Genomic DNA, 12,056 nt, shown 5'->3' with positions numbered 1-12,056 from the left:
AAAGTCACGGGTTCAATCGTGTCACGTCCCAAGGCGCCTCTAGGCTGGCACGTCGCCACTGAAACCGATCATGCAAGCGATGTGCACCATCGGCCCAAAATTCCAATTCTAAAGGTCGCAACCGAAACCCGCCCCAAAAGGGTGGCCGTGTTGGCGCATCGCCGTGTTGGGCTTTGGCAGCGTCGAAAGCCGCCGTCAATTCATCCCGTGACGTCAAAGGCGAAGACTGGTCCGAGGCCCAAGCCCCCAACCGGCTGTTCAGCGAGCGACTGTTATAATAGTCATCTGCAGCCGGGCCATTTTCACGCTCGATTATACCTCGGGCGCGCACCTGCCGACGCAGAGTTTTCCAATGCATCACAAAGGCCGCTTTGCCGGCTTGGTCCAATTCTTGGGCTTTGGCAGAGGTATAGTTGGTATAAAACACAAACGCATCGTCTTCGATGTCTTTGAGAAGGACAATACGCGCATTGGGCATGCCGCTGGCGTCTACAGTCGACAAGGCAATTGCGTTTGGATCATTCACCTCGTTTGTCTCAGCCAGAGCCAGCCAAGACTTTGCCAATTCAAACGGGTTTTCCCCTGCAAATATACCGTCGCGCTGCATCGAATCCTCACGTGTTATCTGATCGGTAAATTCAGGTTACCTTAAAGGCAACCCCTTGTAGCAGTGGTTGCAAGTCTTGTGAGGCGCTGCGGATTGGCTTACACCGATGAAAAAATGCACAAACGACCTTGGGACAGGTCCAAAGGACATAGTATGACGACACAACTTATGGCAGGAAAGCGCGGCCTCATTATGGGCCTTGCCAACGACAAATCTATCGCATGGGGCATTGCAAAAGCCTGTGCAGAACAAGGCGCTGAGCTGGCTTTTTCGTATCAAGGGGACGCTCTGCTTAAGCGCGTACAGCCTTTGGCGCAACAGTTAGGCTCGGATTTGGTGGTGCCGTGCGATGTCGGCGACGAGGCCTCAATCGACGCGCTCTTCGAGGCGCTCAAGGAACGTTGGGGCACATTGGATTTTATTGTGCATGCCATCGGATTTTCCGACAAAAATGAGCTGCGCGGACGGTATGTGGATACCAGTCGCGGCAACTTTGCCATGTCGATGGACATCTCTGTGTACTCATTCACAGCTGTTGTGCAGAGGGCAGAAAAGATGATGACCAATGGTGGATCATGCCTGACGCTCAGCTATTATGGCGCCGAAAAGGTTATGCCGCACTACAATGTCATGGGGGTGGCCAAAGCCGCTTTGGAGGCATCAGTGCAATATCTGGCCGAAGATCTGGGCAAGGACGGCATCCGCGTCAACGCAATCTCTGCAGGCCCGATCAAAACTCTGGCCGCTTCGGGCATCGGGGACTTTCGCTACATTATGAAATGGAACGAATACAACTCGCCCCTGCGCCGCAATGTCACCACCGAAGACGTGGGCAAAGCCGCCCTGTTCCTGCTGTCTGATCTGGGCAGCGGCACCACGGGCGAAAACCTGCACGTGGACGCAGGCTACCACGTGGTTGGCATGAAGGCCGTTGATGCGCCGGATATGAGCAAGTGAGCGATTTAAGCTGGGTTCAAATTGTAGCCTTTAACGCGACCTTGCTGGCGGCCTTGGCAAGCCCCGGCCCTGCCTTTCTTGTGGCCACCCGCACGGCTCTGATCCATGGCAGACAAGCGGGTTTAAAAACCGGTTTAGGCCTTGCCACGATGGCCGCAGTGTGGACGGCGGCGGCTCTGATGGGGTTGGCGGCCTTGTTTACGGTGATCCCATGGCTTTACGGGGCGTTGAAGTTGGGGGGTGCTGTGTATTTATTGTATCTCGCTTACGGCATGTGGCGCGGGGCGGACACACCTTTGAACGTCACCGAGACAGCCGTGACGCACAAGGCATTTACATCTGGGATGTTGGTCAATTTGGCGAACCCCAAGTCGGTTTTGTTTGCTGGCGCCGTGATCGCCGTGATCTTTCCCGCTGGATTAAGCGTAACCGACAGTCTTTTGATCGTGGCCAATCACTTTGTCATCGAGGTCGTCGCCTATGCAGGTTTGGCCTTTGCATTATCTACAGCGCCGGCCCGTGCAACATTCCTCAAAGCGAAGGCTGTTTTGGATCGCAGCGCGGCTGTCATTATGGGGGCTTTGGGCGTTCGGTTGCTGGCGTCGCATTCCTCCTGACCGCTTCAGGCTTAGGGGAGGTTGGGGATTGCGAGTGCCCCCGCGCCGTTATAAAAATTCGTCAATGACGTTGTGTTACAAAAGGACCACTACATGACCGACCGTTTGCCCCACGAGAAAGGGTTCCACATCAGCTGGGATCAAATCCATCGCGACAGCCGCGCACTGGCGTGGCGGTTGGATGGCAAAGGTCCGGATAATGGCGCGTGGAAGGCGATTGTCGCGATCACCCGTGGCGGTATGGCCCCAGCCATGATCGTAGCACGCGAGTTGGATGTGCGCACAGTTGATACCATCAGTGTCAAAAGCTACGACAACCAAAGCCAATCCGCGGCATCAGTTTTAAAAAGCCCCGATGCCCAGCTTATGGGCGACGGCACCGGCGTGCTGATCCTTGATGATCTGGTGGACAGCGGCAAAACCTTAGAATTGGTGCGCCAGATGTATCCCAACGCCCATTATGCCACGGTCTATGCCAAACCTAAGGGCGAGCCGATGGTTGATACCTTCATTACTGGCGTCAGTCAGGACACGTGGATTTTCTTCCCGTGGGATATGGCACTACAATATGTCGAGCCGTATCGCGGGACTTGATCCGTAAGGATTTGTGTATTTAGGGAAAAAAGAAACAGGATGTGCCGCTCATGAGCCTTTCTCGCACCCAAACGACGTTTGCCCCCCCAGTAATGGAGGCGCGGCGCTGGTTGGACGGGGTGGTGTTTTCTGAGACCAAGCCCCTGATCAATGTAAGCCAAGCGGCCCCGGTTGATCCGCCCCCGCCTGCGATGCGGGCAGCCATGGCGCAGATGATTTTAGAAGATGATGCGACGCATCTTTATGGCCCCGTCTTGGGCTTGCCAGAACTGCGCGCCGAAGTTGCCGCACAGTTTAGCGCGGGATATGAGGCGAGCCTGTCCCCCGACCAAGTGGCGATCACTTCCGGCTGCAATCAGGCCTTTAGCGCGGTGATTACAGCCATCGCCAACGAAGGGGATGAAGTTATTCTGCCAACCCCTTATTATTTCAATCATAAAATGTGGTTGGACATGTCTGGCATAGCCTCCGTGCCTTTGCCCTGTGGCGCTGGATTGTTGCCTTCGGTCGAGGAGTGTGCGGCTCTGATCACACCCAAGACTCGCGCCATTGCATTGGTCACGCCGAACAATCCGGCAGGTGTTGAATATCCTGCAGATTTGGTTTTGGCCTTTTATCAGTTGGCGCGCAGCCATGGGATCAAGCTGATCATTGACGAGACTTACCGCGATTTTGACAGCCGAACCGGCGCGCCGCATTCGCTGTTGCAACAAGACGGCTGGGACGAAACAGTGGTGCAGCTTTATTCCTTTTCCAAGGCCTACCGCCTGACGGGGCATCGAGTGGGCGCAGTTGTTACCAGCCCCAGCCTTTTGGCCGAGGCCGAAAAGTTCCTCGACACAGTTGCAATTTGCCCAAATCAGCTGGGTCAGCGCGCAGCGCTTTGGGGCATGCAAAACCTAAGCGATTGGCTGGCCGGAGAACGCTTGGAAATTCTTGACCGCCGCGCCGCGATCGAAGAAGGGTTTGGCCCGCTGGCTGCCAAAGGTTGGTCGCTGCTGGGCGTTGGCGCGTATTTTGCCTATGTCGCCCATCCCTTTGATCTGCCATCGGATCAACTGGCCCCTTGGTTGGTGCGCGAGGCCGGTGTTTTGGTCCTGCCGGGCACAATGTTTCAACCAGACGGCGACCCTGCTGGCGCAGGCCAATTGCGGATCGCTTTTGCCAATATTGATCGCGACGGGATCAACACCTTGTTTGCGCGTCTTGCAGGTCTTGCCCCCCCTCACAATCCAGCCTAAACCTGTCCGACATGACGCAAAAAGACTGACCAGATAAGACTGATCAGATAAGACAGACAAGGCGGGAACGGGACGATGTTCAAACTCAAAGGCGGCAACATTTTTGTCTGGATCATTCTGGGTCTTTTGATTGTCGGATTGATGGGCTTTTCGTCTGGTGGGTTTGGCAACAACATCCGCACCATCGGCAGCGTCGGCTCGAAAGATATCACAGTGGAACGCTACGCACGCGATCTGCAAAACGAGATCCGCGCCTTGTCTGCACAAACCGGTCAACCCATTCCTTTTGCAACGGCGCAGGCCATCGGCATTGATCGCACTGTTCTGGGCCGTTTGGTCACCAGCCGTGCGTTGGATGCAGAAACCGAACGTTTGGGCATGTCAGTGGGCGACGCCGAGGTGCGCAGCCGCGTGCTGGATGTGCCCGCCTTCCGCGGTCTTGACGGGAACTTTGACCGCGAGGCCTATGATGAGACCCTGCGTCGCTCGGGCCTTAGCATCAAAGCGTTTGAGGCGCAGATCCGCGAAGATGCAACGCGTACGCTGCTGCAAGGTGCCGTTGGTGCAGGTTTCGCAACAGTTCCCACATATGAGAACACTTTGTTTAACTACCTTGGCGCGCGGCGTAATTTCATCTGGGCCCCGCTGGATGCCAGCCTGTTGGCACAGCCTGTTGGCACCCCCAGCGAGGCTGATCTGACGGAATATCACACAGCAAACCCTGAGGCCTTTACCACGCCCGAGATCAAGAAACTGACGATTGCCGTTCTGGTCCCTGAGGATCTATTGGATCAAATTGACGTAGCCGACGAAGATCTGGCCGAGCTGTACCAAGACCGGATCGACGAATTTGTGCAACCCGAACGCCGTTTGGTCGAACGCTTGGTGTTGAATGATGAGGCGACAGCACAAGCAGCAAAAGACCGGTTGGACGCAGGCGAGCTGACGTTTGAGGCGCTGGTCACTGAACGCGGTTTGGACTTGGCCGACATCGATATGGGCGACATGACCCAAGCCGATCTTGGGGCAGCGGGTGACGCGATATTTGCCCTTGAAGATCCCGGCGTGGTTGGCCCCCTGCCCTCGGACTTGGGGCCTGCCCTTTACCGGATGAATGCGGTTCTGTTGGCCCAAAACGTGACGCTTGAAGACGCCCGTACGGACCTGACCCGCGAAATTGCAGGCGACATGGCGCGCCGCCAGATCAACAACCTAAGCCGCGAAGTAGACGATCTGCTGGCGGGTGGTGCCACCTTGGAAGAGGTCACGGACGAGACCGACATGACGCTCCAACAGATGGACTGGCATGCAGACTTTGAGGCCCCTCTGGCCAGCTATGCAGCCTTCCGTCAGGCAGCCCTTGCGGCAACAACCGATGACTTTCCCGAGTTGATCGAACTGGACGATGGTGGCATCTTTGCCCTGCGGTTAGACGACGTTGTGCCCCCGGCACTGGAACCTTTGGACGACGTGCGCGATGCCGTAAGTGCTGCATGGCAAGACTCCGAGACCCTCGCGCGGATCGCTGACGTGGCCGAGGGCCTGATCGCGCCGTTGGAAAACGGCGTCGATATGGCCAGCCTTGGCCTCACCGCGACGATTGAACAAGATATGACCCGTGACGATGTTATCCCCGGCACACCGATTAATCTGATGAGCGAAGTCTTTGAAATGGAGCAGAACGAGGCCCGTATCGTCACTGAGAACGATCAACTGGTGCTGGTGCATATCCTTGATATTTTGCCCCCAGACGAGACCAACAACGAGATCCTTGCCCTGCGCAACGCCATTGTTGGTGGGGCCAGTCAGGATCTGGCGCAAGACATCTTGCAAGCCTTCTCGAACGGGATCCAAACCCGCGAGGACATCCGTATCAATCAAACGGCCCTTGATGCCGTGCACTTGAATTTCCAGTGATCGCTGATGGCCCTGACACCTGACTTTGCAACCTTTGCCGCCGGATATGAGGCGGGCAAGAACCAACTGGTCTATAGCCGTATCGCGGCGGATTTGGACACGCCAGTCTCTTTGATGCTCAAGCTGTCAGAGGCGGGCAAAGACAGCTTTGTCTTGGAATCTGTGACCGGTGGCGAGGTCCGCGGGCGATATTCCATGGTCGGCTTCAAACCCGATGTGATCTGGCGCTGCAATGGCACCTTGGCCGAAGTTAATCGCACCGCGCGCTTTGATCCTGATGCCTTTGTGGCACAGAAGGCGGATCCGCTACAAAGCCTGCGCGATCTGATCGCCGAAAGCCGCATTGATATGCCCTTGGATCTGCCTGCGGCTGCGGCGGGGCTGTTTGGCTATTTGGGCTACGACACGGTGCGCTTGATCGAACATTTGCCAGACGTGAACCCCGATCCATTGGGCCTGCCCGATGGCATGTTCCTGCGCCCCACGGTGGTTGCGGTTCTTGACGGGGTCAAAGGCGATGTGATCATCGTCTCGCCCGCCTGGGTCACCTCGGGCCTGTCGGCAAAAGCGGCCTATGCCCAAGCCGCCGAACGCGTCAGCGACGCCCTGCGCGATCTGGAGCGGGCCATGCCCAGTGAAAGCCGCGCCTTGGGCGACGAAGAGCCTGACACGCCGCCTGTGTCTAACTTCTCGAAACCCGCCTACCTGCAAGCCGTTGAAAAAGCGAAAGATTACATTCGCGCAGGCGACATCTTTCAAGTGGTTCCCTCGCAACGCTGGACCCAGAGTTTCAAACATCCGCCGTTTGCTCTGTATCGCAGTTTGCGGCGCACCAACCCCTCGCCGTTTATGTTCTACTTCAATTTCGGCGGTTTTCAGGTCATCGGGGCCAGTCCCGAAATCCTTGTGCGCGTTTTTGGCAATGAGGTCACGATCAGGCCCATCGCGGGCACCCGTCCCCGTGGCAAGGACGAAGCAGAAGATCGCGCGCTTGAGGCCGATCTGCTGGCCGATAAAAAGGAACTGGCCGAGCATCTGATGCTGCTGGATCTGGGGCGCAATGATACAGGTCGCGTATCGAAAATTGGCACCGTGAAACCCACGGAACAATTCATCATCGAACGCTATAGCCATGTGATGCACATCGTGTCCAACGTGGTGGGCGAATTGGCCGATGACCAAGACGCGCTGAGTGCGTTTTTCGCGGGCATGCCCGCAGGCACTGTCTCCGGTGCACCCAAAGTGCGCGCCATGGAAATCATCGACGAGCTGGAACCAGAAAAGCGCGGCGTCTACGGGGGCGGCTGCGGTTATTTCGCAGCCAATGGTGACATGGATATGTGCATCGCCCTGCGCACCGCTGTGTTAAAGGATGAAAAGCTCTATATTCAGGCCGGTGGTGGCGTCGTCTACGACAGCGATCCCGAGGCTGAATATCAAGAGACCGTGCATAAATCCAACGCGATCCGCAAGGCTGCACGGGATGCCGCGCGCTTTGATCCGGCTGGCAACTAAGCCAGTCGTTTAAGGCGTATCACCTTTTAAAATGGCGGAAACAGGGGCAAGGGCCACGCGTTTGGCCCGCTCGAGGCCGCCCCATAGGATCAGCGCAGATACAGTATTGGGCTGCAGCCGGCCCAGCAAAACCACACCATCCTCTTGGCCGGCTTTGAATGCGGCCTGATCCAGAAAACGGCGGATGATCGTTGCGTCTTGCCCCTCACTGTCGAGGTCGCGAAACACCACAGTGTTTGGCACGCTGGCGCGATCGGCGACACGGCTCGCCCCGTTCAGGCCACTGGAGACCGTCACCAAGCCATGGCCCGTAGATTTCAGATTTGCTACGGCTTGTGACATCACAGCCGGGCTGGATTGAAACCCGGATTCCCCCAATTCCAACAAGGCCACCGCCTCGGGAACAGCGGTTTTATAGGCCTCTAGGGCAACCTCTACGTCGGACGGCGCAGAACCGCGGGGCAGATTGCTGAGCATGACAACTTCAAAGCCTGCCTTGCGATAGGTGCCTGCCCGATCTGCTGCCGCCGGATCGGAGGCATCAACAGCAAAGGTTAAAGGATAGGGAAAGCTCTGCAAGGCTTCGGGACCAATGGCCGAACTACCTGTGTCGATCAACACCACCGACATCAACGGCTTTGCCTCGGGGTTTTCAAAGGCGCTGGCGAATTCGACCAAAGCTGGCCCGGTCGAGGTGCTTTGTTCAGGGTCCGACGCAGGCTCGGGCGCTGATTGGCCCAAGCGATTGACCCGCACACCAGTTGCAAGGTCTTTCAAACCACCGGTTTCCGTGCTGAGTGCTAATCGATTGTTGGGCCGCGCTGGCGTTTCCTCTTGGGCATCAGTTGGGGCAGCAGGCCCCGGCTCTTCTGCCATATCCTCTGACGTATCCTCTGGCGCTGGCACCTCTTGGGCGACAACGACCTCTGGGGTTGCTTCCGGTTCTGGCGCCTCTTCTGCCACCACCACCTCTGGTGCTGCTTCAACCTCAGGGGCTTCTTCCGCCAAGACCATCTCCGGCTCTGGCTTTGGCTCTGCCTCAGCAACAACCAAAGGTTGCTCAGGCTGCACAGGTGGTTCGGTCTGAATGCCCTCACTTGGGGCCACATCCACAGTCACGGGGGCCACGGGCTGGGGCAAAAGCGCCGGCGCAGTGTCCGGTGCTGGGGCCGCTTCAATCACTGGGGCTTTTGGCGCCATGGCTTGCGGATTAGGCAAGATCGGCTCGACATCGGGCACTGTGGCCACTTGGCTTGCATCCGGGCTTTGCGGTTGGCTGGGATTGGCGTCTACGGTGCCTGTGGCCGGCCGTGCCGCTGGCGCTGTATCCACATCACCGCCCATATTTGCATCTGGTTGCGGCTGCGGGATCGCCCCGGACTCGCCCAAACTGGGGGCCAAAGTCTCCTGCGGTGTGGCCAAGGCTTGGTCATTTGGCGCAGGTGTCCCAGCAGGTTCATTCACGGCATCTGTGGGGGGCTCAGGCGGGGCAACCACGGGTCCAGAAATCACCGACATCAGCACAACCGCCAAAGCCGAGACCAATGCCCCTAAAAAACTGCCCGCTAAAAAACCTTTAAACACCGGCTAGATTCGGTCCTTTAAACCCTTTTCAATAGGGCTAACGCCCTTGACGCCAAGCGCCATCCCTGAACATCTATACTCTGACCAAGGGGGGTGGTGGTAGCCCTCTTTTAAGCCAAAGCAGGAAAGAGCAAAGACATGCTGCTGTTGATCGATAATTACGACAGTTTTACCTACAATCTGGTGCATTATCTAGGGGAACTGGGCGCGGACGTTCTGGTCAAGCGCAACGACGCGCTGGATGTGCAGCAGGCCATGGCCCTTCGGCCGGATGCGATTTTGTTGTCACCCGGCCCCGGCACCCCGGATCAGTCGGGTATTTGTCTGGCGCTGACACAGGCAGCGGCGGAAACCCGCACACCCTTGATGGGCGTCTGTTTGGGCCATCAGACCATAGGCCAGACCTTTGGCGGCGACATCGTGCGCTGCCATGAAATTGTGCACGGTAAAATGGGCCAAATGAAGCATACTGGTAAAGGCCTGTTCAAAGGACTGCCCAGCCCGTTTGAGGCCACGCGCTATCACTCATTGGTTGTAGACCGCTCCACGTTATCTGACGATCTCGAGATCACCGCTGAACTGGAGGATGGCACGATTATGGGTCTGCAACACCGCAACCTGCCCATTCACGGGGTCCAGTTTCACCCTGAATCTATTGCCTCCGAACATGGCCATGCCTTACTTAAAAACTTCCTGACCGAAATGAAGGTGCCCGCATGAGTGACGCGCTCAAACCTCTGATCCATGCCGCCGCCGAAGGGCCATTGACCCGTGCACAGGCCGAGGTCGCCTTTGGCATCTTGTTTGACGGCGATGCCACCCCCAGCCAGATCGGCGGATTGTTGATGGCTCTGCGCACCCGTGGCGAAACGGTGGATGAATATGCCGCGGCCGCTGCGGTGATGCGGGCGAAATGCAACGCAGTGAAGGCACCTGACGGGGCCATGGACATCGTGGGCACCGGTGGCGACGGCAAAGGCACGCTGAACATCTCAACCGCAACCGCCTTTGTTGTGGCAGGCGCGGGCGTGACTGTGGCCAAACACGGCAACCGCAACCTTAGCTCGAAATCTGGCGCTGCAGACGCGTTAGGACAGATGGGCATCAACGTCATGGTCGGCGTCGATGTGGTCGAGGCCGCTCTGGCCGAAGCTGGGATCGCCTTTATGATGGCCCCCATGCACCACCCGGCCATTGCCCACGTCATGCCGACGCGCGCGGAACTCGGTACGCGCACGATCTTTAACATCCTTGGCCCCCTAACAAATCCTGCCGGTGTAAAACGCCAACTCACCGGTGCGTTTTCGCGTGATTTGATCCGCCCCATGGCCGAAACTTTGCTGGATTTGGGGTCCGAGGCTGCATGGCTGGTCCACGGCAGCGATGGCACCGATGAACTGGCAATTTCGGGCGTCTCATGGGTGTCAGAGCTGGCCAATGGCACGGTCACCGACCACGAGGTTCATCCCGAAGATGCAGGTCTGGCCCCACACCCATTTGAGGCCATCCTTGGTGGCACGCCCGAGGAAAACGGCGTGGCCTTTGCGGCCCTGTTGGACGGCGCAACAGGCGCCTATCGTGACGCCGTGCTGCTGAATGCCGCTGCGGCTTTGGTCGTGGCAGATCGCGCCAGCACCCTTAAAGACGGGGTTGAAATGGCCCGCACAAGCATCGACAGTGGGGCCGCCAAGGCCAAAGTTAATCAGTTAGCACGTATCACCACGGGGGCCGCATGAGCGACACAATCCTAGACAAAATCAAAGCCTACAAGCTGGACGAAATTGAACAACGCAAAGCGGCGACCCCCCTCGCCGATGTCGAGGCTGCTGCCCAAGCTGCCCCAGAAACACGCGGGTTTGCCAGCAAATTGCAAGAGGCCTCGCGCACGGGCTACGGATTGATCGCTGAAATCAAGAAAGCCAGCCCTTCCAAAGGGTTGATCCGTGAGGACTTCGAACCGGCCGAATTGGCCAAAGCCTATGAAACCGGTGGGGCGGCGTGCTTGTCGGTCCTTACCGACACCCCATCGTTCCAAGGGGCCGATGCGTTTTTGACCGAAGCGCGGACTGCCACCTCCCTGCCCGCTTTGCGCAAGGATTTCATGTACGACACCTACCAAGTCGCCGAAGCCCGCGCGCTGCATGCCGATTGCATCTTGATCATCTTGGCCTCAGTCAGCGATGCCCAGGCGCAGGAACTGGAGGCCGCCGCAACCCAATGGGGCATGGATGTGCTATTGGAAGTCCACGACGAGGCTGAATTGGAACGGGCTTGTCTGCTCAAGTCGCCGCTGATGGGCATCAACAACCGCAACCTCAAAACATTTGACGTGACACTGGACACCACGCGGTTTTTGTCCCGCTTGGTGCCTGCAGATCGCACAATCGTTGCCGAAAGTGGCCTGACGACCCCAGAAGAACTGGCGGACATGGCCCAATATGGTGCGCGTAGTTTCCTCATCGGCGAAAGCCTGATGCGTCAGGCCGATGTGGCAGCGGCCACCCGCGCCTTGATCGGCAATCCCCTGACCTCGGCCGGGGGCGGATTATGAGCCTCACGCATTTTGATGCCAAAGGCGACGCGCATATGGTCGATGTCTCGGACAAAGCCGTCACATCGCGTATCGCCGTGGCTGAGGGTTTTGTCAAAATGCAACCTGCCACCTTGGCTATGATCACCGACGGCACTGCCAAAAAGGGCGATGTGCTGGGCGTCGCGCGCTTGGCGGGCATCATGGGGGCAAAGGAAACCGCGCGGCTGATCCCGCTCTGCCATCCCTTGCCCATCACCAAAGTTGCTGTCGACCTTGTAGCTGATCCGGACTTGCCCGGCGTGCGTGTCACAGCCACAGTGAAAACCACCGGTCAAACCGGCGTGGAAATGGAGGCGTTGACGGCTGTAAGCACCGCTGCACTGACAGTCTACGACATGACCAAAGCCGTTGAAAAGACAATGGAAATCGGCGGCATTCGCGTGACACTAAAAGACGGCGGAAAATCCGGCCGGTTCGAAGGCTAGCGGCCA

At 57.7% G+C, this 12,056-nt stretch carries 12 protein-coding genes; 10 read left to right on the top strand and 2 right to left on the bottom strand.

The window, feature by feature from the left end; translation table 11 throughout:
* Positions 1–4 precede the first annotated feature (4 nt).
* Positions 5–607, bottom strand: a complete 603-nt coding sequence (gene pdxH, locus ACIRQ6_RS06190; protein WP_420863264.1) for a pyridoxamine 5'-phosphate oxidase — start codon at positions 605–607, stop codon at positions 5–7.
* A gap of 153 nt (positions 608–760) precedes the next feature.
* Here pdxH and fabI point away from each other — a divergent pair, with 153 nt between their 5' ends.
* From fabI to trpE, 6 genes are all read left to right on the top strand, one after another.
* Positions 761–1,564: an enoyl-ACP reductase FabI gene (gene fabI / locus ACIRQ6_RS06185; RefSeq protein WP_420863263.1), complete on the top strand. Its 804-nt coding sequence runs from the start codon at positions 761–763 to the stop codon at positions 1,562–1,564.
* The gene (locus tag ACIRQ6_RS06180) at positions 1,561–2,181 is read left to right on the top strand and encodes a LysE family translocator (protein ID WP_420863262.1); all 621 of its coding nucleotides are present in this window, start codon (positions 1,561–1,563) and stop codon (positions 2,179–2,181) included. The genes fabI and ACIRQ6_RS06180 overlap by 4 nt, the downstream gene beginning before the upstream one ends.
* A 93-nt stretch (positions 2,182–2,274) precedes the next feature.
* On the top strand, positions 2,275–2,775 hold the full coding sequence (gene gpt / locus ACIRQ6_RS06175) for a xanthine phosphoribosyltransferase (protein ID WP_420863261.1): 501 nt from the start codon (positions 2,275–2,277) through the stop codon (positions 2,773–2,775).
* Positions 2,776–2,825: 50 nt separating this feature from the next.
* Positions 2,826–4,016, top strand: a complete 1,191-nt coding sequence (locus ACIRQ6_RS06170) for an aminotransferase (protein ID WP_420863260.1) — start codon at positions 2,826–2,828, stop codon at positions 4,014–4,016.
* Positions 4,017–4,091: 75 nt separating this feature from the next.
* A complete protein-coding gene (locus ACIRQ6_RS06165; protein ID WP_420863259.1) occupies positions 4,092–5,933 on the top strand; it encodes a SurA N-terminal domain-containing protein in 1,842 nt (613 codons plus the stop codon).
* A gap of 6 nt (positions 5,934–5,939) precedes the next feature.
* On the top strand, positions 5,940–7,448 hold the full coding sequence (gene trpE / locus ACIRQ6_RS06160; protein ID WP_420863258.1) for an anthranilate synthase component I: 1,509 nt from the start codon (positions 5,940–5,942) through the stop codon (positions 7,446–7,448).
* Between the two features lie 9 nt (positions 7,449–7,457).
* On the opposite strand, the gene ACIRQ6_RS06155 is transcribed toward trpE, so the two are convergent.
* Positions 7,458–9,032, bottom strand: coding sequence for a divergent polysaccharide deacetylase family protein (locus tag ACIRQ6_RS06155; protein WP_420863257.1), 1,575 nt, complete (start codon positions 9,030–9,032; stop codon positions 7,458–7,460).
* A gap of 138 nt (positions 9,033–9,170) precedes the next feature.
* Here ACIRQ6_RS06155 and ACIRQ6_RS06150 point away from each other — a divergent pair, with 138 nt between their 5' ends.
* From ACIRQ6_RS06150 to moaC, 4 genes are read left to right on the top strand one after another with little or no spacing between them, the layout of a single operon-like run.
* Positions 9,171–9,752: an anthranilate synthase component II gene (locus tag ACIRQ6_RS06150; protein WP_420863256.1), complete on the top strand. Its 582-nt coding sequence runs from the start codon at positions 9,171–9,173 to the stop codon at positions 9,750–9,752.
* The gene (gene trpD, locus ACIRQ6_RS06145) at positions 9,749–10,768 is read left to right on the top strand and encodes an anthranilate phosphoribosyltransferase (protein WP_420863255.1); all 1,020 of its coding nucleotides are present in this window, start codon (positions 9,749–9,751) and stop codon (positions 10,766–10,768) included. The genes ACIRQ6_RS06150 and trpD overlap by 4 nt, the downstream gene beginning before the upstream one ends.
* The gene (trpC, locus tag ACIRQ6_RS06140) at positions 10,765–11,583 is read left to right on the top strand and encodes an indole-3-glycerol phosphate synthase TrpC (RefSeq protein WP_420863254.1); all 819 of its coding nucleotides are present in this window, start codon (positions 10,765–10,767) and stop codon (positions 11,581–11,583) included. Before trpD ends, trpC begins: the two co-directional genes overlap by 4 nt.
* The gene (gene moaC, locus ACIRQ6_RS06135; RefSeq protein ID WP_420863253.1) at positions 11,580–12,050 is read left to right on the top strand and encodes a cyclic pyranopterin monophosphate synthase MoaC; all 471 of its coding nucleotides are present in this window, start codon (positions 11,580–11,582) and stop codon (positions 12,048–12,050) included. Before trpC ends, moaC begins: the two co-directional genes overlap by 4 nt.
* Positions 12,051–12,056 lie beyond the last annotated feature (6 nt).

It is taken from the genome of Algirhabdus cladophorae (assembly GCF_044772865.1).
GTDB lineage: Bacteria > Pseudomonadota > Alphaproteobacteria > Rhodobacterales > Rhodobacteraceae > Algirhabdus > Algirhabdus cladophorae.
Note: the sequence above shows the minus strand (reverse complement) of the source record. Positions and strands in the feature narration are given on the sequence as shown.